Origin of the sequence: Bacillus sp. YBWC18 (genome assembly GCF_002998775.1) — a bacterium.
Classification (GTDB): domain Bacteria; phylum Bacillota; class Bacilli; order Bacillales; family Bacillaceae; genus Bacillus.
In genome coordinates this window covers 407,538-430,803 of the sequence record NZ_PVRI01000001.1, presented here as the reverse complement: position 1 = coordinate 430,803, position 23,266 = coordinate 407,538, and the positions used below count along the sequence as shown (strand labels likewise).

23 protein-coding genes, 1 pseudogene and 1 riboswitch are annotated in these 23,266 nt (G+C 40.9%); of the genes and pseudogenes, 5 read left to right on the top strand and 19 right to left on the bottom strand.

Annotation, left to right across the window (positions count from 1 at the left end; all coding sequences use genetic code 11):
- Window positions 1-35 precede the first annotated feature (35 nt).
- From C6348_RS02300 to C6348_RS02275, 6 genes and pseudogenes are all read right to left on the bottom strand, one after another.
- Window positions 36-278 carry a transcriptional regulator SplA domain-containing protein gene (locus C6348_RS02300; RefSeq protein ID WP_044331928.1) on the bottom strand — a complete coding sequence of 81 codons (243 nt, stop codon included), beginning with the start codon at window positions 276-278 and terminating at the stop codon, window positions 36-38.
- A 97-nt stretch (window positions 279-375) separates the two neighbouring features.
- Window positions 376-2,094: a phosphoenolpyruvate--protein phosphotransferase gene (gene ptsP / locus C6348_RS02295; RefSeq protein WP_034662824.1), complete on the bottom strand. Its 1,719-nt coding sequence runs from the start codon at window positions 2,092-2,094 to the stop codon at window positions 376-378.
- Window positions 2,094-2,360: a phosphocarrier protein HPr gene (locus C6348_RS02290; RefSeq protein WP_003211078.1), complete on the bottom strand. Its 267-nt coding sequence runs from the start codon at window positions 2,358-2,360 to the stop codon at window positions 2,094-2,096. Before C6348_RS02290 ends, ptsP begins: the two co-directional genes overlap by 1 nt.
- 93 nt (window positions 2,361-2,453) lie before the next feature.
- Window positions 2,454-4,553 carry a glucose-specific PTS transporter subunit IIBC gene (gene ptsG, locus C6348_RS02285; protein WP_034662827.1) on the bottom strand — a complete coding sequence of 700 codons (2,100 nt, stop codon included), beginning with the start codon at window positions 4,551-4,553 and terminating at the stop codon, window positions 2,454-2,456.
- 202 nt (window positions 4,554-4,755) lie between these two features.
- Entirely contained in the window at window positions 4,756-5,610 is an 855-nt protein-coding gene (glcT, locus tag C6348_RS02280; protein WP_034662832.1) for a glucose PTS transporter transcription antiterminator GlcT, read from the bottom strand.
- A 55-nt stretch (window positions 5,611-5,665) separates the two neighbouring features.
- Window positions 5,666-6,654: pseudogene (locus C6348_RS02275) on the bottom strand (LacI family DNA-binding transcriptional regulator).
- A 93-nt stretch (window positions 6,655-6,747) separates the two neighbouring features.
- On the opposite strand from C6348_RS02275, the gene C6348_RS18835 reads away from it, so the two are divergent.
- A complete protein-coding gene (locus C6348_RS18835; protein WP_162839370.1) occupies window positions 6,748-6,891 on the top strand; it encodes a hypothetical protein in 144 nt (47 codons plus the stop codon).
- Between the two features lie 53 nt (window positions 6,892-6,944).
- On the opposite strand, the gene C6348_RS02270 is transcribed toward C6348_RS18835, so the two are convergent.
- From C6348_RS02270 to C6348_RS02245, 6 genes are all read right to left on the bottom strand, one after another.
- Complete coding sequence (locus C6348_RS02270) at window positions 6,945-8,039, bottom strand: M24 family metallopeptidase (RefSeq protein WP_034662840.1); 1,095 nt, start codon at window positions 8,037-8,039, stop codon at window positions 6,945-6,947.
- Window positions 8,040-8,143: 104 nt separating this feature from the next.
- Window positions 8,144-10,063 carry a heavy metal translocating P-type ATPase gene (locus C6348_RS02265; protein ID WP_106041724.1) on the bottom strand — a complete coding sequence of 640 codons (1,920 nt, stop codon included), beginning with the start codon at window positions 10,061-10,063 and terminating at the stop codon, window positions 8,144-8,146.
- A gap of 294 nt (window positions 10,064-10,357) precedes the next feature.
- The gene (gene stoA, locus C6348_RS02260; RefSeq protein WP_106041722.1) at window positions 10,358-10,846 is read right to left on the bottom strand and encodes an endospore biogenesis thiol-disulfide oxidoreductase StoA; all 489 of its coding nucleotides are present in this window, start codon (window positions 10,844-10,846) and stop codon (window positions 10,358-10,360) included.
- A 54-nt stretch (window positions 10,847-10,900) separates the two neighbouring features.
- A complete protein-coding gene (locus C6348_RS02255) occupies window positions 10,901-12,217 on the bottom strand; it encodes a polysaccharide biosynthesis protein (protein WP_034662848.1) in 1,317 nt (438 codons plus the stop codon).
- 313 nt (window positions 12,218-12,530) lie between these two features.
- Window positions 12,531-13,184 (bottom strand): cell wall hydrolase, encoded by a 654-nt coding sequence (locus tag C6348_RS02250; RefSeq protein WP_095285075.1) that lies wholly within the window; start codon window positions 13,182-13,184, stop codon window positions 12,531-12,533.
- 307 nt (window positions 13,185-13,491) lie between these two features.
- Entirely contained in the window at window positions 13,492-13,686 is a 195-nt protein-coding gene (locus C6348_RS02245; RefSeq protein ID WP_024424688.1) for a hypothetical protein, read from the bottom strand.
- A gap of 168 nt (window positions 13,687-13,854) precedes the next feature.
- On the opposite strand from C6348_RS02245, the gene C6348_RS02240 reads away from it, so the two are divergent.
- Entirely contained in the window at window positions 13,855-14,043 is a 189-nt protein-coding gene (locus tag C6348_RS02240) for a YkvS family protein (protein ID WP_003211747.1), read from the top strand.
- A gap of 122 nt (window positions 14,044-14,165) precedes the next feature.
- Here C6348_RS02240 and C6348_RS02235 read toward each other — a convergent pair whose 3' ends face one another.
- The 6 genes from C6348_RS02235 to C6348_RS02205 form a co-directional block, all read right to left on the bottom strand.
- Window positions 14,166-14,384: a hypothetical protein gene (locus C6348_RS02235; RefSeq protein ID WP_034662856.1), complete on the bottom strand. Its 219-nt coding sequence runs from the start codon at window positions 14,382-14,384 to the stop codon at window positions 14,166-14,168.
- A gap of 271 nt (window positions 14,385-14,655) precedes the next feature.
- Window positions 14,656-15,153: a preQ(1) synthase gene (queF, locus tag C6348_RS02225; protein WP_003211403.1), complete on the bottom strand. Its 498-nt coding sequence runs from the start codon at window positions 15,151-15,153 to the stop codon at window positions 14,656-14,658.
- Window positions 15,154-15,168: 15 nt separating this feature from the next.
- Entirely contained in the window at window positions 15,169-15,900 is a 732-nt protein-coding gene (gene queE, locus C6348_RS02220) for a 7-carboxy-7-deazaguanine synthase QueE (RefSeq protein ID WP_034662862.1), read from the bottom strand.
- Complete coding sequence (gene queD, locus C6348_RS02215; protein ID WP_060596123.1) at window positions 15,893-16,333, bottom strand: 6-carboxytetrahydropterin synthase QueD; 441 nt, start codon at window positions 16,331-16,333, stop codon at window positions 15,893-15,895. Before queD ends, queE begins: the two co-directional genes overlap by 8 nt.
- Entirely contained in the window at window positions 16,334-16,990 is a 657-nt protein-coding gene (gene queC / locus C6348_RS02210) for a 7-cyano-7-deazaguanine synthase QueC (RefSeq protein WP_024424683.1), read from the bottom strand.
- Between the two features lie 159 nt (window positions 16,991-17,149).
- A riboswitch (PreQ1 riboswitch) is annotated at window positions 17,150-17,194 on the bottom strand.
- A 71-nt stretch (window positions 17,195-17,265) separates the two neighbouring features.
- A complete protein-coding gene (locus C6348_RS02205; protein WP_066030976.1) occupies window positions 17,266-18,309 on the bottom strand; it encodes a YkvI family membrane protein in 1,044 nt (347 codons plus the stop codon).
- 243 nt (window positions 18,310-18,552) lie between these two features.
- On the opposite strand from C6348_RS02205, the gene C6348_RS02200 reads away from it, so the two are divergent.
- From C6348_RS02200 to motB, 3 genes are all read left to right on the top strand, one after another.
- Window positions 18,553-20,655, top strand: a complete 2,103-nt coding sequence (locus C6348_RS02200) for an ATP-dependent Clp protease ATP-binding subunit (RefSeq protein ID WP_106041720.1) — start codon at window positions 18,553-18,555, stop codon at window positions 20,653-20,655.
- A 375-nt stretch (window positions 20,656-21,030) separates the two neighbouring features.
- Complete coding sequence (gene motA / locus C6348_RS02195) at window positions 21,031-21,825, top strand: flagellar motor stator protein MotA (protein WP_003212085.1); 795 nt, start codon at window positions 21,031-21,033, stop codon at window positions 21,823-21,825.
- A complete protein-coding gene (gene motB, locus C6348_RS02190) occupies window positions 21,818-22,582 on the top strand; it encodes a flagellar motor protein MotB (protein WP_060596120.1) in 765 nt (254 codons plus the stop codon). The genes motA and motB overlap by 8 nt, the downstream gene beginning before the upstream one ends.
- A 29-nt stretch (window positions 22,583-22,611) precedes the next feature.
- Here motB and mhqR read toward each other — a convergent pair whose 3' ends face one another.
- Complete coding sequence (gene mhqR / locus C6348_RS02185; RefSeq protein ID WP_034662884.1) at window positions 22,612-23,067, bottom strand: MarR family transcriptional regulator MhqR; 456 nt, start codon at window positions 23,065-23,067, stop codon at window positions 22,612-22,614.
- Window positions 23,068-23,266: the final 199 nt, after the last annotated feature.

Below are 23,266 nucleotides of genomic sequence, written 5' to 3'. Positions count from 1 at the left end.
GCGCAGGATGGCTTTTATCCTTTCTAAAATCTCCCTTATTCAAACAAATCTTGATAAAGAGCTTCTGCTTCTTCATATGTCGGAAAGACCGCATCATCTGGAGCTAAAGGATGATACGTTTCAAGTAAAAATAGGGCAAGCTCCTCTTCGTTATATGGATGTGAAACAATTTCTGCTTCTTTGATTTGTGCTACGTTTGCAGCATGTGGATTTCGATAAATCACATATACTTGATCACCCGGTTTATAGTCTGAGAAAGGCAATCTGGTCACCTCCATTTTTCTTATAGGATGCCCTTCTCTCTGCCGGATATGACCCAATATGATAAAATTCGACAAAAAAACCAGACAGGGTTACTGTCTGGTTTGAATTCACTTAGTGATGTTGAAACGTTTTCTTCACGAAATCAACGACTTCTTCTGTTGTGCTAAGTGATAAAATATGCTCTTTAAATGATGCAGCTTCTTCCTTAGAAAGCTTGCTTAGCTGTGTTCTTGCTGGAAGAATAGATGTTGCACTCATTGAGAATTCATCTAATCCTAATCCAAGTAGAAGTGGGATTGCGATTTCATCTCCTGCCATCTCACCGCACATGCCAACCCATTTACCTTCTTTATGCGCTGCTTCAATAACAAGCGTAATCAAACGTAAAATCGCTGGATTGTAAGGCTGGTAAAGATAAGACACTCGTTCGTTCATTCGATCAGCAGCCATTGTGTATTGAATCAAATCATTTGTTCCAATACTGAAGAAATCAACTTCTTTTGCGAATTGGTCTGCGATGACAGCGGTTGATGGAATTTCTACCATTATACCGATTTCAATGGAATCGGATACGTCTGTACCAGCGGCAACCAATGCTTCTTTTTCTTCAAGTAAAATGGCTTTTGCTTCTCTAAATTCTGATAATGTCGCGATCATAGGGAACATGATTTTCAAGTTTCCATATGTACTTGCACGAAGTAAGGCGCGTAGTTGTGTTCTGAAAATCTCCTGTTCTTCGAGGCAAAGGCGGATCGCTCTAAAGCCAAGGAACGGGTTCATTTCTTTTGGAAGCTGCAAGTAAGGGAGTTCTTTATCGCCACCAATATCAAGTGTGCGGACAACAACCGCTTTACCTTCCATCTTCTCTAACACTGTTTTATAAGCATTGAACTGTTCTTCTTCTGTTGGAAGCTGATCTCTGCCCATGTATAAAAATTCTGTACGGTACAATCCGACTGCTTCGCCGCCATTTTCAAGTACACCTTTTACATCTTCAGGTGTTCCGATATTTGCAGCTAGCTCTACGTGAACGCCGTCTTTTGTGACCGTTGGCTGGTCCACCAGTTTCGCCCATTCCGCTTTTTTAGCTAAGTAGTCTTCATGCTTTTTTTGATACGCTTTCACTTCATCTTCAGAAGGCTGAATGATGACGTCTCCGCTAATACCATCGACAATAATCAGATCATTGTTTTTCACCGTTTTTGTTGCTTCTTTTGTTCCAACAACTGCTGGAATCTCCATAGATCTTGCCATGATCGCTGAGTGAGAAGTACGGCCGCCGATATCTGTCGCAAAACCTTTGACGAATTGTCTGTTCAGCTGAGCAGTATCAGAAGGTGTTAAATCTTCAGCGATGATGATGACTTCTTCAGAAATCATGCTTGGATTTGGAATGTCAACGCCTAGCAAATGTCCAGTTACACGTTTTGTTACGTCGCGAATATCCGCTGCACGTTCCTTCATGTATTCATTGTCCATTGCTTCGAACATGGTGACAAACATTGTCGCTGTTTCTTTTAAAGCAAATTCAGCATTTACTTTATCAGAGTTGATTTTATCCTTTACTGGGTTTAGCAGCTCTGGATCACTTAACACAAGAAGGTGTGCAGAAAAGATATCTGCTTTGTCTTGGCCAAGCTCTTTTAGCGCATGTTCTTTAATTGCTTCAAGTTCTTGTTTAGAAACATGAATTGCTTCTTCAAAACGCTTCACTTCTGTCTCTGGATCGTTGATGTCTTTTTGGTGAACTGTTAAATCTGGTTCTTCCAGACGGTATGCTTTTGCAATCGCAACGCCTGCTGAAGCACCGATTCCTTTCAGTTGTTGCATTACTCGCCTAGGCCTTCACTTTTCATTGTGTCTTTAAGCGCAGCAAGTGCATCATTTTCATCAGAACCAGAAGCAGAGATTGTGATTGTAGCACCTTTCGCAATTCCTAGAGACATTACACCCATAATAGATTTCAGGTTCACTGTTTTACCATTATATTCTAAGTTGATATCAGCATCATATTTACTAGCAGTTTGTACAAGAACTGTTGCAGGACGTGCGTGAATTCCAGAATCTGCAGTTACTTTGAATGTTTGTTGAGCCATTTTTATCAATCTCCTTTTTATACAATTAATACATCCACAATATTATATCATACTGCCGAGCTTGTCATCTAACAAGAACGGCAGTTATGAAAATTATTTTGAAATTTTCATGATGTTTTCTTGACCAGCTTTGATTTCACCGGATTCTTGAAGGTCAATAAATTGTCCTTCACCTAAGTTGGTAAATACAATTGGTGTCATCAAAGATGGTACTTCAGACTTAATTTTATCAATATCAACCTCTAAGAGTTTTTGACCGATTTCTACTTGATCTCCCTCTTGTACAAATGCTTCAAATCCTTCTCCTTTAAGGCTGACCGTATCAATACCGAAGTGGATTAAAATTTCAAGTCCACCGTCAGATTGCAGGCCAATTGCGTGTTTCGTTGGGAATACATTTAAGATCTTCCCTTTCACCGGTGAAACCACCGTTCCATCTGTTGGCAAGATGGCGAAACCGTCACCCATCATTTTCCCTGAGAATACTTGATCTGGTACATCTGTAATCGGATGAAGCTCCCCTGTAATTGGTGAAGCAAAGATTTCTTCACCTTGCTCGTTTTGAAGCGGTTTTGCAATGACTTCTTCGACCTGCTGGCTGACTTCTTCTTTTGCAGAAGGGTCTTTCGCTGGACGAGGCGTGCGGCCTGCAATGATGTCCTGCATTTGTGTTTTTAAATTATCAGAGCGTGGTCCAAAGATGGCCTGGATGTTGTTTCCTACTTCGAGAACTCCTGAAGCACCAAGCTTTTTCAAGCGGTCCTTGTCCACTTTCTTCTGATCATTGACAGTGACACGTAAACGCGTAATACAAGCATCAAGGTGTTTAATGTTTTCTTGGTCACCCATTGCTTCAAGAATTTCATAAGGTAAGTCATTACCCTTTTCAGACTTAGCACTATCTGCACCGTCAGCTGCTTCATCCTCGCGGCCTGGCGTTTTCAGATTAAATTTGCGAATGGCGAATCTAAATCCGAAGTAATAAATAGCAGCAAGTACGAGACCAACTGGAATCACAAGCCACCAAGCGGTTCTGTTTGGCAAGATACCGAATAAGAAGAAGTCGATTAATCCCCCTGAGAAGGTCATACCGATTTTCACGTTTAGAATATCCATAATCATAAAGGATAATCCAGCAAATACACAGTGGATTGCAAATAACACTGGTGCAACAAACAAGAATGAGAATTCAAGCGGTTCAGTAATCCCTGTTAGGAAAGAAGTCAGGGCTGCTGATCCCATAATTCCAGCGACAAGCTTTTTATTCTTTGGTTTTGCTTCATGGTAAATCGCAAGTGCTGCTGCTGGCAGACCAAACATCATGAACGGATATTTCCCTGTCATGAATGTACCAGCTGTCAGCTGAACACCATCTTTGATCTGTGCCATGAAGATACGCTGATCACCACGGACAAGCTCACCTGATAAGCTCTTATAACTAAAGAACTCATACCAGAATGGCGAGTAGAAAATGTGGTGCAGACCAAACGGAATTAATGAGCGTTCAATCACACCGAATACAAAGGCAGCAAGCGGCTCATTCGCTGCGAGCAGTCCTGTTGAAAACGAGTTCAGTGCACCTTGAATTGGCGGCCAAATGACTAGCATCAAAAGCCCTAAAATAAGTGCTGAAATAGATGTAACGATTGGAACAAAACGTTTACCAGCAAAGAAGCCGAGATATTGCGGGAGCTCAATTTTGTAAAATTTATTATACATATAAGCTGCTAATACCCCGACAATAATCCCGCCGAAGACGCCGGTAGACAAGGTCGGAATGCCGAGCATATTAATATACGCTGGATGGCTTTCCTTAAAGAACTTAGCCAATTTGATGGAATCGGATGGAATCGATCCATTGGCCATTAATACGGCACTCATTGTCACGTTCATGACAAGATAACCGATAATTGCGGCAATCCCTGCCACACCGTCTCCATTAGCAAGACCGATGGCAACCCCTACAGCAAATAAGAGCGGAAGATTCGAGAAGACAATGTTCCCCGCATTTTCCATGACACTTGCAACAAGCTGAATTGTATCATTGCTTAAAAATTGAGCTACATCAATCAGCTGCGGATTTTGCATCGCATTCCCAAGTGCTAGTAAAATACCAGCAGCAGGAAGGATCGCAACTGGAAGCATAAGTGCTCGTCCAATTTTTTGCAACACACCAAAAAGTGATTTAAACACTGGTTGAACCTCCTTTTGTTTTCGCTTACAACATACATGTGGGACGCTCCCTGACGTACATTTCATAATTAACCGTTTACATTTCACCTTCAAACACAAAAAAAGGCATGGTGATATAAGGTTGCGCAAATAACAGGATCTTATCCTGTATTTACCTTAAGTCACTCATGCCTGATCGAATCAGTTACACGCTTCAAGGAAACTATGAAATTTTATTTGTCAATCTGTACAGATGAAGTGTCAGGTAGACAGCCTCCGCATCCTGTACAGGCTTTTTCAATGCATGTTGTAATATTTTGATCATTTTCCAAGCAGTATTGTAGCATAAAGGATATTCATTTTTCAATAGATGAAGCAATTTTTCTGGCTCCTCTAATGATTCTTCCCGTTTAATGCGCTCAATCGAAAATGTAATATGGCGCAATAAGCGTAAATAATGAATACTTTCACGGTCTACTTTCATATGAAATGAATCTTCTATGACTTGGACCATCTGCGTAATAAGCTGCGAATGACGGTTCACCTCAGATAAGGGCCGATTCGTCAAAGCCGAGTGAATATGGAGCGCAATAAAACCAATCTCTCCTTCTGGCAGCTTTGTTTCGACATCTGAACGCTCGTTAATCAGCTCAACGACTTCCTTTGCGACCTCGTATTCTTTCGGATACAGCGATTTAGTCTCAAGCATAAAGGGATTGGTGATATCATATCCTTGCTGCACCCGCTTAAAACTAAAGGCAATATGGTCAGTCAGGGCAATATGAATATGCTCATTCAAACGGTGCCCCATTTTTTCTCGTATATGATAAATGACGTCATTGGCAAGCTCGATCATGTTCTCATCAATGTGGTGAAGCAGCTGTTTATATTCTGTTTGTTCTTTTGTATTTTTAAGTACAAACATTTTTTCAAATGTGTCTTGATCGAGAACATCACCCGATTTTTTCCCGAAGCCGATTCCTTTCCCAATTAGAACCACTTCGCCCCAAGAAGGGTGTCTTGCGATGATGACATTATTATTTAACGCTTTATCAACGGTGAAGGATTCCATGAACATCCCCACCTCCTTCTTATTCAATCCCTCTTATCGTACAAAACAGATGAAACGTGCGTCAACGATTGTTTTTGAAAACGGTAGTTGAACGCTCGATCAGGCGAAATGGCAGCATTCTTTTTTCTGGTGCCTCTCCCTTTACGGCCCGGTCGAACAAGTCAAACGCTTCCTGACCCATTCGTTTAAGCGGAATATCAATGCTGGAAATCCCCAAAGCCTCACTCAATTGATCATTTTGAAAGCCGAGTATGGCTGGAGATTCTCCTACTTTTATATCATGACGCTGCGCCTCTAATAAAAAGCCTGCTGATACGTCGTCATTTGTGATGAATAATGCTGTGGGGCGATTCTTCATCTCCTGCCACTCTGTGAATAATTGTTTTCCATCAAAAAGTGTGAGCTTCCCTTCGATGATCCATTCTTCATCAATCTCCTGCCCGAGCGATTTCATCATATCTTGATAAGCTTGAAGTCGTGACTGGCTGTTTGCGCCTTCTATTCTGGCTAGAACAATCGCGATCCGCTGATGTCCGCATGCTGCTAAATGATGCAGCCCTTCTTTAAATGCTTGATCATGTGCGATCGACACCGTTGAGCAGTCTTCAAAAGGCGCCGGATGGCAAAAAATAATAGGCCGGATTCCTGCCACCTTAAAATGTCTCGATCACTTAACGCATTTGAGCAAAAGATTAACCCATCCACGCGGCGCTCTTTTAAACTCATCAATGCTTCTTTTTCTTTTAAAGGATCATACCCTGTTTGAAATAAAGCAAAATGCATACCGCGCGCCTGTGCTTTCTCGGCAATCCCTGTGACAAGTCTGCTGAAATAAGAATGATCAATCGTTGGAAGAACGATGCCAAGCATATTTGAATAGCCCTTTGCTAAATGTACAGCCTGAATGTTTCTCGTATATTTGAGCTCTTTCATCGCATGTAGCACTCGTTCTCGTTTTTCTTCTTTGACATAAGGATGATCATTCAACACACGTGATACAGTTGTCACAGATACGCCCGCTCTTTTCGCAATCTCCCTTATGTTTGGCATTTTTTCTCCTACTTTCTCTTGATATGGTAAGCGTTTCATACTTTAAGATGTATGTGAGCTGAACAAATCACTGGATGGAAAGGGGAATTCAAGATGGGTATCATCATATGGATTATATTATGTATGACTGTTTTGTTTTCTGCTCGTTTTGCACTACATCCTTTAGGAAAAGAACATAAAATCAAACCGTTTGAATCAATTGATGATTTTTTTGTTGATAAGGATCGAAAAGAGTGACAAAAAATCACGATGACACTTCCAAGACATGGACGTTCATCGTGATTTTTTTATTACTTGATGATCGTCAGCTCTTTCGGATAATTGGTTAAAGTGACTGGACCATCTGCTGTGATCAGTACATCATCTTCAATTCTGACGCCGCCGACTCCTGGGACGTAGATCCCCGGTTCGATCGTATACACCATGCCTTCTTGGAGAAGATCATCATTTGCCTGGCTCATAGAAGGAAACTCATGAACAGACACCCCTAGACCATGCCCAAGGCGGTGAGGGAAATAGTCCCCATATCCAGCTTCTGTGATCAGCCCGCGTGCTTTTAAGTCCAAGTCTCCAATTCTCACGCCCGGCTTACTCATTTCAAGTGCCGCCATTTCTGCGTTCAGGACGGTTTGATAGATGTCCTTTTGCTTGTCAGAAGCTTCCTGATAGATGAATGTTCTTGTAATGTCTGAGCAATAGCCATCAACAATGACACCAAGGTCAAATAACACAAAATCGCCTTTTTTTAAGGCTGTCTGCCCTGGATTTCCGTGAGGCTCTCCTGATTTTTCGCCAAAGAGAACCATCGTCGAAAAGGACATGCCTTGAATGCCTTTTTTCTTTAGCTCATATTCAATGACAGCGAGCACTTCTGTTTCGGTGATTCCTTCTTTTAAGGCGTCCACCCCAATTTTTACACCTTCATCTGCCAATTGAGCGGCTTTTTTCAGTGTAGCAATTTCAGATTCATCTTTAATCAGTCTTAGCTGATTGAGCTCTTCTTCTGCCCGGACAAAAGTTTCTGCCCCAGTGGCAGCTTGAAGCTGCTCTGCTCTTTGAAGCGGAATCGACTCTTTTTCAATTGCAAGTTGAGTTGCTCTTACACCGCGTTTTTCTACTGCTGACTGAATGAAATCAAATGGATTCTCATGGTCTTCATAACCAATGATATCGCCTGACCATCCAGCATTTTTCGCCTGCTCGACTTCCATTTTAGGCAAAACAAAAAATGGATCTGCCTCTTGAAACACAAACAGCCCCATTACTCTTTCATGCGGCTCTGTGAAGTATCCAGATAGATAAAACACATTTTCCTTTGTATGTATAAATGCACCTTGAATGTCTTTTTCCTTTAGCCAAGAAGACAAGCTCTTCATTCGGTTCATCGTGATCCTCCTCACACGTTTTTCTACTGATCTATTGTATCAGTTTTTGCTATATTTCGCACAAAAGCGCACTGGCAGAAGCCAAGTGCGCTATGATGATTCGCTTAAGATGCCCGAAGAAGACGCAGTCCATTTAAAATGACCAAAATCGTACTTCCTTCATGCCCGATGACGCCAAAAGGCAAATCAAGCACTTGTAAGAAATTCGCACAAATTAACAAACAAATCACCGTTAATGAGAAAATAATATTTTGCTTAATGATTCGATTCATCTTTCTTGAAAGACGGATCATCTTTGTTAAGTTATTTAAATTGTTCTTCATTAAGATCAGATCTGCTGTTTCTAAGGCCACGTCTGTGCCTCCGCCCATCGCAACCCCCACATCTGCTGTGGCGAGTGCCGGTGCATCATTTATTCCGTCTCCTACCATGATGATGGAATTACCTTGTTTTTTAAGTTGATTGACCTCATGTACCTTTTCATCTGGAAGGCACTCAGCGACAACCGTTTGGATGCCGGCTTCCTGCGCAATGGCTTCAGCCGTTTTTTGCTGATCTCCTGTCAGCATAACGGTTTGGATGCCTAAATCATTCAGCTCTTGAATCATTTTTTTAGCTTCAGGTCTAATTTGATCCTTAAGACCAAGGCAGCCAACGACTTCTTGATCCTTTTGAACATACACCACTGTGTATCCTTTTTCAGAAAGATAATCTTCCTTCTCTTCGATCTCGCGGTCCATTGAAGCCTTGCCGGCAAAGTCTTTCTTCCCAATCCGCCACGTTTCTCCATTCAATTGTGCCTTTACACCAAAACCAGAGGTTTCTTCAATGGTGACATGAGCTGATCTTTCTATGTGGTGCTCTTTTGCCATATCAGAGATCGCTTTCGCTAACGGGTGGTTTGATTGACTTTCAATTTGATAAAGCGCCTGATAAAAAGCAGCTTCCTCTTGTCCTTTAGCTACCACAACTTGATCTACAGCCGGCTTTCCGCTTGTAATCGTCCCCGTTTTATCAAAAGCAATCATGCTGCTTGTGCCTAGCTTTTCTAAAAAGACGCTTCCTTTGACAAGCATTCCGTTTCTTGCGCCGTTTGAGATCAGTGACAAAGCAGCTGGCATAATGGATGCAACTAGCGCACAAGGTGATGCAACAACCATAAATACCATGGCCCGGTAGAAGGTTTCACTCATGCTCCAGCCTAGTACAAAATGAGGCAGAACCATTAAAATCGCGACGGTGATCAGTACACCTTTTACATACGCACCTTCGAATTTTTCAATAAATGCCTGACTTGGTGACACACTTTCCTGAGCCGATTCGACAAGTTTAATAATTTTATGGAAAAGCGTTTCTTCATTATGTTTGGTGACTTCTACTGTTAAGGAACCATTTAAGTTCACTGTTCCTGCAAACACGTCTTCGCCCTGCCCTTTTTCTTGTGGTACAGACTCGCCCGTGAGCGCAGATTCATCTACACTTGTTCTCCCGCTTAAAATCACACCATCTGCTGCAATACGTTCCCCAGCTTTGATCATGATACGGTCACCTGGTGTTAAAGATGAAGCAGCGATTTGAATGGTCGTGCCATCTTCTTCAATTAAAGTCGCTTCATCTGGTGCGATGCTCATTAAAGCTGTTAAATCCTTCTTGCTTTTATTTGACGTATACGTTTCAAGCGCACCACTTAGTGAGAAAATAAAAATTAAGATAGCGCCCTCTGCCCAATATCCAATGATAGCTGAGCCTATGGCTGCGAAAATCATTAAAAGTTCAACATTCAAGCTTTTAGACGAAATGGTTTCTTCAATTCCTTCCTTCGCCTTTGCAAAACCTCCAATCATAAACGCAAGGATAAATAAAGGAATACTCCACATGCTCTCATCCTTTAGAATCCATCCAATCAAAATGAGAATCCCCGAGATACCTGCTGCTATTAATTCTCCGTGCTGTGCCCATTGATGAAGGGACCATTTCGATTCCTTTTGATTTGTTGTTTGATAAAGTGCTGTATTCTCATTCATGATTGTTTTCTCCTCTCTAATTGATAATGGTTTTCACATCATCAATCGTTGCCCGTTTCCTTTTTTCATCTATATTTTCTGCTATTTCAAGCTTTTTATAGGTCTGTCATTCATTATAACAGGTTCTGTTCAATTTTCAATTAATAATTATTATAATTTCTTTTTGATAATAATTATCATTATTGATGTGGACCATTCCATCTCTTCTGAGCACAGTTTATTCAGATGAAAAGCAATTGAACACAAAAAAGAACCAAAGGAATGAGCCTTGGTTCTTAACAATAAGGTTTCGTTCTAAAAATCCGTCCACTCTTTGATTTGTTTTTTCGTCAGTGGACCTACATGATTTTTCACTATTTCCCCTTTTTCATTTATCAAAAAGGTGGTTGGAATGGTGATGATTTGGTATTTCTTCATCATTTCTCCGTGCTCATCTAGAATGACCGGGAATGTAAACTTTCTGTCTTTCACAAATTCGGCAACCGCATGTTTGCTTTGTTCAGCCCCTAGTAAATTCACGGTTAAGATATCAACATCACTCTGATTTTCTTTCACGATTTGGTCAAATACGGGCAGCTCCATTTTACAGGACGGGCACCATGTTGTCCAAAAATGCAGGATGGTCTTTTTTCCTTTCGGCGGAATCATCTGCGTATCACCAGTTAATGTAGAAGCCTCTATCCTTGGCGCCATAACGGATTCTTTTGCTTCAGCATCGTTGCCTATGAGTAATAGAAGCAGGGTCATCATGAGAAGCCTGGCGGGTAGACATTTACGATTCATCAGGATCTTCCTTCCCAGTTTTCTTATAGCTTGCCCTCTCGATCACAATGACATTCAAGCTTTTTTCATTCTAAGAAACATGGAAACGCCGAGCTCCTTACATATTGTCGCATAATGCAGTGCAGTCAGCAGCAGCATCCCCGTATTCATCCCTAATATAACCCCCATCATATTTAAGCTTTCAATTGAACCAAGAAAATAGACCATAGAAAACGAGACGACATGCACCCATATATTATGTAGGAACACATCTTTAATGAGCCCCATACCGATTAAACACGCTTGAAATGGCATCACAAACAGGTGGCATAAAAAGTACGGCCAAAGCAGCTGTAAATAGACAGCAGCTTGCGGTGAATCAAAAAAGAGATGTGTGAGCGGATAAGCAAAATAATACATCACCATCACTGCCGGCACCCCGTACCCAAACGTAATGAGTATTGCCTGCCTGACACGTTTTTTCACAAGATCATACTGACCTAATGCATAGGCTTCAGATACATTGGGAATCATCACAATCATGATGGAATGGGCGATAAACGCTGGGAAAAAACCAATCGACATCGCGACACCAGCCAGCATGCCGTAATGATCAACAGCAAGTGTGCCAGAGATGCCTGCTGCAATAAGCGCTCCTTTGATTAAAAACGGTTCAACCGCATTGGCGATCGCATGAAAAATCCGCATGCCCGTTGTCGGAATGGAAACGGCTAAGAGGCGCTTTCTCACGTCAATCCCTCTTAATTCAACAGACCTGACATTGACAGCATTTTTCGCCATGACGTATTGGGAGTATAAATAAATAAAGACGACGAGATCACTCGCGACAATGACACCGATGGCAATGAGTACCGCTGTTTCAATATCAAACGAATACCAATGAAAAAACAAAAACAAGCAGATAAGCTGGATCGTTTTCTTCAGCATATTGGCGAGAGCGATCCTGCCCATTTGCTGCTTTCCCATAAAATAGCCGCGTGCGATAGAGGTAAACGCAATAATCGGAATAAGAGACAGCACCAGCCCTTTCATGAGCGGATGATATGACTGAAATACAGGAATGAACGGCAGTACAATCGCTGCGATCCCCGTTGTTGTACATGTCACCACAAGCGTCATTTTAAACGCATGGCGGAGCATACTTTTGTGGAGCCGCTCATGCGATTCTGCAATGAATTTAGAAATGGAGACTGGCAGCTCTAAGCTGGCGATCACAAGGACAAGCATGATGATTGGAAGGATACTCATATATAGACCCATTCCATGTTCTCCAAGCTCTCTCGCTAAAATCATATTGACTAAAAACTCTATACACTCCGCAATGAAAGCTGCGACAGATAGCAGAATAACCCCTTTTACAAATCGATTCATGTAGCCTCCCCTTTGTCTAAAAGCAAATTCTTTTCACATTCTATGAGACAAGTCCTGAAAATATTTTGATAATTGAAGACAAAAAAAAGAGCGATCTGATTGATCGCTTTAGAATATTGACAAAGGGCTAAAAATGATCTTTATTTTAGCCCTTTGTCTTCCTTTCAGCGTGATAGAAAACCTTTGAAGTCTAGAAAGGACGGGCACTGGCGCGGAGCGAATTTGACATTCGTGAGCACCGGAGCGCAGACCTGACAACGAATGCGAGGGTTTGTCTACACGCTGGAGCGATCTGATTGATCGCTTCTTTTCTTTATACGGCAAATACGTGACGACCGATACGTTCTACAATTTTGCGGGAACGAATCCAGTTATCTGTTGCCGTTTTGGGATTATAAAAATAGATGGCCTTTGTTGTTCTGTCATGTTCTTTCACTACCTGTTTCACAGCTTTAACAGAATCTTGATCTGCTTTATCATGAATACTTCCATTCGATACTGGCTGGAAAGCATTTCGCTGATAAATAACACCTTTGACACTGTCAGGAAACGAGCGATGCTCCACCCTGTTTAAGACGACGCTTGCCACAGCTTTTTTACCTGCGTAAGATTCACCTTTCGCTTCAGCGTGTACCAATCGTGAGAGTAGCTCCATTTCTTCATTAGAATAGCGTTTGGCGCTTTCCTCATTCGTCGTTTCTGATTTTACTCTTTTCTTTTGCTTCGTTTTTGAAGACTTTTCTTCTGTAGACGTACTTAGCATTTTGACTTTCGGCTGTCGCTTCTCCTCTGAAAATGCTGGGATGACTTGATCGTGATCATCTTGATCTATATATGAAAGCTCATGCTTAACAGGTGCTTGTGAAAGTTCGTGACTTAATGTGCCTTGCTGCTCTTGTAGGTTGTCCATCTTCATGGCTGCGACCAGCATAAGGATGACAAAAAGAGCTGTATGAATTTTCATCATTCGCCTCATTCCTCCTTTAATCAAAATAGGCGGTAAGATACTTGTCCACTCTAACAAGAGCTCCTTCTATTTTCACGCACAAAGATTTGCATGCCTGTCCAAATTCCGTCATTAAATGGCATTTCTTAGTTGAATTGTGGATCAACTGGCATTGTTAGCGCTTAAAAAGGTCCTTCTCCCGCCTATAATCATCCTTATGCTCCTGATTATGGGTTATTACATTTTCTTTTCAGATGTATCAAGCTGGTATGAAGTGTGACAAAAGAACTAAAATAAAAAAGCTTTCTCTCATTCATGAGAAAAAGCTTTAGCTTCTTGCTTCTGTAAGATATTCAAAAATAACATCTCCACCATGTTTCGCAATCCCGCGAAAATGCTTAAAATCATCTTGATTCACCAAGACCGAACGAAACGTTAAAAAATCATCTTTTTGGATGGTCACTTGCTTTTCTGTCCCATTTCGTAACGATTCAAGGATTGTGAGGATTTGTTCTTCAGTCAAAAAAAACCGCTCCTTTACAGCCATCATCAAATATTAAATATATCATCCGTTAGGAAAGCATACAACGAAAACGAAACAAAAACGTCTTTATCCTTTACATTGGTATGAAAATATTGCAAAATACTTTTTAATAGGGAATGAAATCTGTTTTTAAAGGAGAGGGATCGGTTGAAGATTGCAAAAATTGGAAATGTGATCGAATTTAGAAATGGTTTAACAGGTGTAGTTGAAAAAGTGAATGAAAACTCTGTCATTGTGGATGTCACCATTATGGACAACTATAGAGATTTAGAACTGGATTCACTAACAGTCGTTAATCATAAAAACTATAAAATCATCAAAGACTCCGTACATTAATTTGCAATCCTCAATTCAGACTATCGTTACATACGTAAATACGAAGCAAAGCTGCTCTCGTTTGACAGTTAGCTCTCTTTGACAATCACATATGAAAAAGACTGACACTATATGAAGCGGTGTCAGTCTTTTTGCGTATGAAAGGTTTGCATTTCCGCTTTCGTCTTGTACATGTCAACTTCCTCGGGGGTGATAACGCCTTTATCAATCAAAAGTGCAATCACTCCAAGCAATGTGGAGGCACTCCATTTATATCGTTCTTTGTTTTGATGTTCGAGCATTTGAAGCTCTTCTCTTAGCTCCATCAGCAGCTTCTCTGTCTTTTCTTCTTTGTTTGCCAACTCAAACGCCTCCGTTTTCCGTTCATTGCCCCCTATTTTATCTCAAAGCAAATAGGATAAGCAAAAAAACACGATTTACCTTTACAAACATATGTTCTGTCATATATAATATGTTTACGAGCTGGTAGCCCCCAGCCGTCCTAGCAAGTTCTATTCCCATTTGTATGAGAAGAGCGACATGACTCTTCTCTTTTTTTATAAGTTCAGCCTGATTGATTCATTTTAACCCCGTAAAAAAAGACATGTCATCAGGCATGTCTTTTCCTATTGATTAGCGATTATCAATCGTTTCTGGATACATATCATGGTTCATCATACGATATGATGCCATTTCTTCATATTTGGTACCAGGTTTTCCGTAGTTCGTATACGGGTCAATTGAAATACCGCCTCTTGGTGTAAATTTGCCCCACACTTCAATGTATCTTGGGTCCATCAATTCAATGAGATCGTTCATAATAATGTTCATACAATCCTCATGAAAGTCACCATGGTTACGGAAGCTGAACAAATATAATTTTAGTGATTTACTTTCGACCATGATTTCATTTGGGATATAGCTGATATAAACTGTCGCAAAATCCGGCTGACCTGTTTGCGGACAAAGTGACGTAAATTCTGGGCAGTTGAATTTCACAAAATAATCTCTATTTGTATGTTTATTCGGAAACGTTTCAAGCACTTGTGGTGCATAATCAAACAAATAATTGGTCCCTTGATTTCCTAGTAAAGTGACACCTTCTAATTCTTCTGGTTTTCTTGTCGTCATGTCGTCTCTTCCTTTCTATACGCCTCGTTTATTTCCCCACAATAATGTGTGCAGCTGCGGCAGCACTCTTACGCGATTTAAGTCTGGATCTTGCGCTACTTGATCGACAAGCGCTTCATATCTCTTTAATAAATGCGTCAATAAGTACGCATCATCACCTGTCGTCGTGTCATCATTTCCTACCTGCAAATAAAAAGGAAGCTCTGGATATTTCGCATGAACATCCTTTGCATAGGCTAGATCATGATCGTCAAAGATCACGACCTTCAGGCTTGCATGCTGCAATCTATTTCCGCTTTTCAGCTCATCTATGATTCGTGTTAGTTTCGTAAAATCTGTTTTCATATTTGAGCTTGGCGGCTTCGGAGAAATGGTTAAATCATCGATTTTCAAAAACCAGTCCTGATACATCGTCCCTTGTGTTTCAAGCGCTGTATCAATTCCTTCTTCGTGCAGCAAATCAATGAGTGATTCCATTTGTTTTAAAAGCGCAGGGTTCCCCCCTGAAATGGTGACATGAGAAAAAGCCTGTCCGCCTATTCTTTTTAATTCTTTGACAATGTCTTCTGCGTGAAGCCACTGAATGTCATGCTTCGCTGAGCCATCCCATGTAAAGGCGGAATCACACCAGCTGCAAGAGTAGTCACAGCCAGCTGTTCTGACAAACATGGTTTTTTGTCCAATGACCATCCCTTCTCCTTGAATGGTCGGACCAAAGATTTCTAATACAGGAATCGCTTTAGCCATTGTTTTCAACTCGTTTCGGCCGGTAAATGCAGTAGCTTGTTGGAGTCTCCCTCACAAAGACCTGAACACATACCGGTTTGTTCGCTAAAGTCGATAAATACGCTGCCACTTTGTCATGGACTGTCTTTGCCACAACCTCTGTAGTAGGCATCGCGTATGGATCGGTTGATGAGAATTCCTCATGATCATTGAGCAGCGTGTGATCGTACTGACCATGAATGAGCTTCTTCAATGTACTGAAATTGACAAGGAAACCCGATTCATCTAGCTCGTCTCCCGCAATGGTTATATTGATGGTGTACGTATGACCATGTACGCGGCTGCAAGCACCTGCATCTTCTCTTGGGATGAAATGGGCAGCCGATACATGCATATCTTTGTTCAATTCAAATGAGTATGGATGATTCGTTTGTGGATAGATTTGAGAAAGCATTTATTTTGCCTCCTTCATTTCCATATAAGTGTCATAGCCATTTTTCCGAAGCTTACACGCAGGACATTCCCCGCAGCCATCAGAAATGATGCCATTATAGCAAGTGAGCGTTTCATTTTTTACAAAATCCAGCGCATTCAGCTCATCCGCAAGCTTCCATGTTTCTGCTTTATTGAGCCACATGAGTGGTGTATGGATCACAAATGGTTTTTCCATCGCCAAATTCACTGTGACATTACAAGACTTTACAAACTCGTCACGGCAATCTGGATAGCCGCTAAAGTCTGTTTCACATACACCTGTGATAATATGTCTTGCTCCGATTTGATACGCAAGAATAGAAGCGAAGGATAAGAACACTAAGTTTCGTCCTGGTACAAATGTGGAAGGCAGCTCTCCTTCTTTTTCCTCAATGTCAATGTCATCTCTTGTTAAAGCATTTGGTGCAAGCTGATTCAAAAGAGACATATCTAATAGATGATTCTTCACACCTAACTTGTCAGCAATTCTTTTCGCGACATCAATTTCTTCTTGATGACGCTGATTATAATGAAAGGTCACGGTTTCTACCTCTTCGAATTGTTGAAGTGCCCATAATAAACATGTCGTACTGTCTTGTCCCCCGCTAAAGACAACGACTGCTTTTTCATTTTTCATTTTCTGTTCTCCTCCTTTTGCAGATCTATACAATCGTACAAAGCTGCATCTGAAAGGCTCTTGAAAACCCCTATTTTTCTCAAAAGAAAAGACACCTTTACATGTGTATGAGGTGTCCCAGCCATAAAAAATAAAAAATGCCACATCCAAGGATACGGCAAGTCCTTAGTTTTTTATAGAGGGTTTTGCTAGAACCTCTCCCGTTTACACGGATTTTTGTTCAATTTTCACAGAGGATAGTGTACCACATATTTTTCATGCAGGCTATCCCTTCTTTACTTATCAAGAGATGCAGGCACTTTTTTTAGACAAAGAAAGAGGATAAAAAAGATGCTCACATAGCCAAAAATAGGATAAACCGTTGATATCAATGTACCGTAACCGATTTTACTAATCACATAGCAGCATAAGAGAATAAGGGATATTGTCATGACACTGTTCATTCGTATATACGCCCTCACTTGTCTCTCGAGTCCATATAAATTGCCTATGACGGATGTAAAGACTTCTCCGAAGATCACAAATAAATAAATGAGGTGAATGGAGTTTGCTACTTGATACACTACCTGAGCCATTGGAATATCAAACGCCTCCAGCATATTTAATGAAGAAAGAGATAAAAAGCATGCCAGTAAAATAAGGGTCAGCATGACGCCCCCAAGAACAGCTCCCTTTTTAATCACCGCTTCAGAGGTCATTTCATTTGCGACGGGCACTAACACTGCTTGAGAAAGTGCTAAATTAAAAGCTCCATATGAGATAGCTGACAAAATCCACTCTCCCTCACCCATTTGAAGCGCAAGAACATAACTTTCACTACTGCTAAAAACGAATGAATCAAGAAATACGATCAATGAAAAGAAAATAAGCATTGGGACGACAAGAACATTGACACCAAATAATCCTTTTGAACCTTTCAAAAGCACAATGACGCTCAGAATGATCGTCAAAAAGATTCCATATTCCTTTGATATGCCAAGCTGCTCTTCAAAAATAGCCCCTGCGCCAGAAATCATCACTGAAGTGACGCCTAGTAAAATAAAAAACATGACGACATTAATATACCTGCTTGCAGCTGTGCCAAATAGAAACCGGTTCATATCTTGATAAGACTCTGCTTCAATTCGTTTAGAAATGAGCATCATTTTTGCACCAAGTCCAGTAAAAATAGCGCCGCTAATCAAGATTCCGAATAGTCCAATCCAGCCAAAACGAACAAAAAATTCTACGATTTCTTTTCCTGTCGCAAACCCAGCTCCAACCACTGTTCCTACATATAAAAAGGCAAGCTGAAAAGCGGATTCATTTGAACGTTTCATGTGACCCCTCCGCACCCATCACTTTCGATTGTCTTTTTTTATCCTATGAGACGAGTTCCTTGAAAAGAAGGACAAACCATGATTAAATGCAAAAAAGGATTTTTACCCGCCTTTGAGCAAAACAGTTGAAAGTCAAAATAGGTCAGAGTATACTATAGTCAAAGATGGTCAAACAACAGACCATTTTCTTTAACATTCATTGGTCAAATAAAGTCAAACTTTATTTTAAGGAGGTTATGGCAAATGCGTTGTCAACATTGTCAAGTAAATGAAGCAACTATTCGCCTGAATATGCAAGTGAATTCGTCTCGGAGCCAAATGGTTTTATGTGAAGACTGCTACACCTCTTTGATGGAGCAATCAAAAATGAAAATGGGGCCTCAATTGTTCGGGGGAAGCTCATTCTTCTCTGAGCAAGCAGAACATGCACAAAGCGGAGAGCAGCCAAAGCAAAAAGGCTTACTCGATGAACTTGGCCGGAATTTAACAGATGGCGCAAATGCTGGTTTAATTGATCCAGTCATCGGCCGTGATGAAGAAGTCGCAAGAGTCATTGAGATTTTAAATAGAAGAAATAAAAATAATCCCGTCCTCATTGGCGAACCAGGTGTTGGGAAAACAGCGATCGCTGAAGGACTCGCACTGAAAATTGCAAGTGGCGATGTACCAAATAAATTAAAGAACAAACAAATCTATTTATTAGATGTCTCCTCACTTGTAGCGAATACAGGGATACGTGGTCAATTTGAGGAAAGAATGAAGCAGTTAATTAAAGAGCTGCAAAGCCGTAAAAATATTATCTTATTTGTAGATGAAATCCATCTTCTTGTAGGCGCAGGATCTGCCGAAGGGTCAATGGATGCTGGAAACATCTTAAAACCAGCCCTTGCACGAGGCGAGCTTCAGCTAGTAGGTGCGACGACATTAAAAGAATATCGTCAAATTGAAAAAGATGCCGCCCTTGAACGACGCTTCCAGCCCGTCATTGTAGATGAACCAACACAAGATGAAGCGGTCGAGATTTTAAAAGGCATTCAAGATAAGTACGAAAGTTATCATGGCGTCACTTATTCAGACGAAGCTATTCAAGCGTGTGTTCAATTATCTTCCCGGTATATTCAAGACCGTCATTTGCCGGATAAAGCCATTGATTTAATGGATGAAGCAGGTTCAAAAGCGAACCTCTCCATTGATGCAGCAAGTGAAGATGAACTAACGAATCGTCTGAGAGAAATTGCTGCTGAAAAACAAGCTGCTTTAAAAGAAGAACAATACGAAAAAGCAGCGAAGCTTCGAGATGAAGAAGAAGCCATTGAAGCAAGACTTCAAAACAAAACAAATGACAAAGAACATGTCGTCACAGCAGAAGCCATTCAAGCCATTGTGGAACAAAAAACAGGCATCCCTGTCGGCAAACTGCAAGCAGACGAACAAACCAAAATGAAAGAAATTGACGTCCGCTTAAAAGCACGGGTGATTGGTCAGGAACATGCGGTTGAAAAAGTGGCGAAAGCTGTGAAAAGAAGCAGAGCCGGCTTAAAATCGAAACATAGACCAACAGGCTCCTTCCTATTCGTTGGACCAACAGGTGTCGGGAAAACCGAATTGTCAAAAACGCTAGCTGAAGAATTATTCGGTTCAAGAGATGCGATCATCCGTTTAGATATGAGTGAGTACATGGAGAAACACTCAGTATCCAAGCTCATTGGTTCTCCTCCTGGTTATGTTGGACATGATGAAGCGGGTCAGCTGACGGAAAAAGTGCGCAGAAAACCATACAGCATCATTTTGCTGGATGAAATCGAAAAAGCACATCCTGATGTGCAGCATATGTTCCTTCAAATCATGGAAGATGGCCGGTTAACAGACAGCCAAGGCAGAACCGTCAGCTTTAAAGATACGGTCATCATCATGACAAGTAACGCAGGCAGCACAGATAAAACGGTCAAAGTCGGCTTCCAGTCTGATCAGGAAGAAGCGATTGAGGAACAATCACTCATTGATTCACTCAGCGCCTATTTCAAGCCAGAATTCTTGAACCGTTTTGACAGCATCATTCAGTTTGACTCATTAAATAGAGATGATTTAGTGAAGATTGTGGATCTTCTGCTCAATGAGCTGTCAGAGCAATTAAAAGAGCAACATTTAACAGTCCATGTGACAAAAGAAGCGAAAGAAAAAATTGCAGAACTTGGATATCATCCTGCATTTGGTGCTCGTCCACTGCGAAGAACCATTCAAGAGCATGTTGAAGATCAAATGACGGAAATATTGCTTGAAGAAGAAAAGCTTTCAGGATTTACTGTAGATGTTGAAGATGACGAAATTGTAGTAAAAAAAGGATAAGTACATCCTAAGAAGGATCTACAGCTCCATCATGTTGCGGTGTCTAAGTTCCATCCGCACGCCGACGCCCCATCCGCCTCTTTTCCTTTACGATAAAAGAAAAAGAGGTGGATCACATGATGAATTGGAGCTATGATCTTGTCAAAATTATGTATGAAGAAAAATTAAAAGAGCTGCTTTTAAATGAAACTGCTCAAAGAAATTAAAAAGAAACTCCCTTTATATCAGAGGGAGTTTCTTTTTTAAGGTAATAGAAAGCGCTTTCGTCAAAATTTCTTCACAGAAACTGCCTTAATTTTATATTCAGACTAAAACCCTTCTAGAAGACACCGATATTAACTATAGAAAAAGATAGTTAAAGGATTTGGTGAGATAATGGACAAAACATCGTTAATAGGTATTATTTTAGCATTTATTGCACTGAGTGTCGGTATGGTTTTGAAAGGTGTAAGTCTAACCGCTCTTATCAACCCAGCGGCTATATTGATCATTGTGGTTGGGACGATTGCAGCTGTTGTCATCGCATTCCCATCTAGTGAAATTAAGAAAACACCAAAATTGTTCGGCAAAATTTTCAAAGACAACAAACTTCCAACGATTCAAGAAATGATCCCTCTTTTTTCAAACTGGGCACAAATTGCGCGTCGTGAAGGTCTTTTGGCATTAGAAGCTAGCATTGAGGAAGTAGATGACGATTTCCTTAAGAACGGCTTAAGCATGGCGGTTGACGGTCAAAGTGCAGAATTTATTCGCGACGTCTTAACAGAAGAAGTTGACGCCATGTCTGAAAGACATCAGTCAGGCGCATTAATCTTTACACAAGCCGGTACATACGCTCCGACGCTTGGTGTACTTGGCGCCGTTGTCGGACTTATTGCCGCACTTGCAAACATGGGAGATATTGAAGCACTTGGACATGCAATCAGTGCAGCCTTCGTTGCCACACTGCTTGGGATTTTTACCGGGTATGTGTTATGGCATCCATTTGCCAACAAGCTGAAGCGTAAATCAAAGGAAGAAGTAAAACTTCGTCTGATTATGATCGAAGGGATCCTTTCTGTTCTTGAAGGTCAATCTCCAAAAGTGATTGAACAAAAACTTCTCATGTACTTACCAGCGAAAGAACGTGCAAATCTTGTCATTGAAGAAGGAGAAAAACAAAATGGCTAGGAAACGTAAAAAACATGATCACGATGACCATGTAGATGAATCTTGGCTGATCCCTTATGCCGATCTTCTGACGCTTCTACTCGCTCTCTTCATTGTGCTATTTGCATCTAGTTCGATTGATGCGGCAAAATACGAACAGATGGCAAAGTCTTTTAATGTCGTCTTTACGGGCGGTACTGGTGTCATGGATCAAACCAGCATGCAGAGCACTGAAGAAACTGAAAATAGCAACCAGACCAAGAAAGCAGCCGAAGAAGATGAAGAAGCCAAAGCGAAAGCTCGAGACCATGCCGTTCTCACAAAGGTCAAAAAGCAAGTGGATTCCTTCATTGCCAATAAGAAACTTGGAGCTAAGCTCGAAACAAAGCTCACGGACGAAGGTTTGCTCATTACGATAGAAGACAGTATCTTCTTTGATTCTGGCCGGGCGGTTATTCGCCCTCAAGATGTCCCGTTAGCAAAGGAAATCTCAAAACTACTTGTCATAAACCCCGCTCGTGACATCGTCATTAGCGGACATACTGATAATGTACCGATCAGAAATTCAGAATTTGAATCAAACTGGTATTTAAGTGCCATTCGTGCTGTAAACTTTTTGAGTATTCTACTTGAGAACAGCAATTTAGACCAAGAGAACTTTAGTACAAAAGGTTTCGGTGAATTCAAGCCGGTTGCTTCAAACGATACAGCAGAAGGCAGAAGTAAAAACCGACGCGTAGAAGTACTCATTTTACCGATTGAGAAAAAAGCGAAATAAAAAAGGGAGCCCTCGGCTTCCTTTTCTATTTATTCTGTATGATCATATAAATGCTTTGCACGCAGTCCCACATGTTTGAGCATATCAATGCAGGCATCCTTCTCTTCTTCGCTCAGGACACTGATCATCTCATGAATTTCTTTCGCATGATCCGGGAAAATATCATCAAGCAAAGCTCGTCCCTGCTTGGTAATATGCGCAAATGTCACCCTGCGGTCTTCTGCACAGGCCCTACGACTGAGGAGTTCTTTCTTCTCCAATTTATCGACCACATACGTGATGCTACCGCTTGCAAGTAAAATCTTATCACCAATTTGCTGAAGCGGCTGATCCCCTTTATGATACAGCAATTCTAATACTGCAAATTCAGTCGGATTCAGCCCGTGCTTCACAATATGTTTGTTCATGTGATGATTAATCGAGCGATAGGCACGTGATAATACAATAAATAATTTCAAAGATTTCTCAACATTATGATTTTCCATTTTTTTATCATCCTTTATGAAATGCAACCCACTAATGTGACATTAATAAACAATAAGTAAAATGTCAACATCTTGATCCATCTTTAGCATGAAAATGAGACCAGAACGAATCACCTAATTTTTTAAAAATCACACAAGTCATCGTAATAAAGATAGGTTCAATGCTATAATAAGTCTATTAGGTAATACGTTGGAGCGA

Excerpts from the sequence above, each read along its gene's own strand:
- mhqR (WP_034662884.1), bottom strand. The coding sequence starts at position 23,067 with ATGGAAAATCATAATGTTGAGAAATCTTTGAAATTATTTATTGTATTA.
- motB (WP_060596120.1), top strand. The coding sequence starts at position 21,818 with ATGGCTAGGAAACGTAAAAAACATGATCACGATGACCATGTAGATGAA.
- C6348_RS18835 (WP_162839370.1), top strand. The coding sequence starts at position 6,748 with ATGGGTATCATCATATGGATTATATTATGTATGACTGTTTTGTTTTCT.
- C6348_RS02300 (WP_044331928.1), bottom strand. The coding sequence starts at position 278 with ATGGAGGTGACCAGATTGCCTTTCTCAGACTATAAACCGGGTGATCAA.
- glcT (WP_034662832.1), bottom strand. The coding sequence starts at position 5,610 with ATGTTCATGGAATCCTTCACCGTTGATAAAGCGTTAAATAATAATGTC.
- C6348_RS02250 (WP_095285075.1), bottom strand. The coding sequence starts at position 13,184 with ATGATGAAAATTCATACAGCTCTTTTTGTCATCCTTATGCTGGTCGCA.
- motA (WP_003212085.1), top strand. The coding sequence starts at position 21,031 with ATGGACAAAACATCGTTAATAGGTATTATTTTAGCATTTATTGCACTG.
- C6348_RS02270 (WP_034662840.1), bottom strand. The coding sequence starts at position 8,039 with ATGAACCGAATGAAGAGCTTGTCTTCTTGGCTAAAGGAAAAAGACATT.
- C6348_RS02290 (WP_003211078.1), bottom strand. The coding sequence starts at position 2,360 with ATGGCTCAACAAACATTCAAAGTAACTGCAGATTCTGGAATTCACGCA.
- queF (WP_003211403.1), bottom strand. The coding sequence starts at position 15,153 with ATGACGACAAGAAAACCAGAAGAATTAGAAGGTGTCACTTTACTAGGA.
- queC (WP_024424683.1), bottom strand. The coding sequence starts at position 16,990 with ATGAAAAATGAAAAAGCAGTCGTTGTCTTTAGCGGGGGACAAGACAGT.
- queD (WP_060596123.1), bottom strand. The coding sequence starts at position 16,333 with ATGCTTTCTCAAATCTATCCACAAACGAATCATCCATACTCATTTGAA.
- queE (WP_034662862.1), bottom strand. The coding sequence starts at position 15,900 with ATGGCTAAAGCGATTCCTGTATTAGAAATCTTTGGTCCGACCATTCAA.
- C6348_RS02205 (WP_066030976.1), bottom strand. The coding sequence starts at position 18,309 with ATGAAACGTTCAAATGAATCCGCTTTTCAGCTTGCCTTTTTATATGTA.
- ptsP (WP_034662824.1), bottom strand. The coding sequence starts at position 2,094 with ATGCAACAACTGAAAGGAATCGGTGCTTCAGCAGGCGTTGCGATTGCA.
- C6348_RS02265 (WP_106041724.1), bottom strand. The coding sequence starts at position 10,063 with ATGAATGAGAATACAGCACTTTATCAAACAACAAATCAAAAGGAATCG.
- stoA (WP_106041722.1), bottom strand. The coding sequence starts at position 10,846 with ATGAATCGTAAATGTCTACCCGCCAGGCTTCTCATGATGACCCTGCTT.
- C6348_RS02255 (WP_034662848.1), bottom strand. The coding sequence starts at position 12,217 with ATGAATCGATTTGTAAAAGGGGTTATTCTGCTATCTGTCGCAGCTTTC.
- C6348_RS02200 (WP_106041720.1), top strand. The coding sequence starts at position 18,553 with ATGCGTTGTCAACATTGTCAAGTAAATGAAGCAACTATTCGCCTGAAT.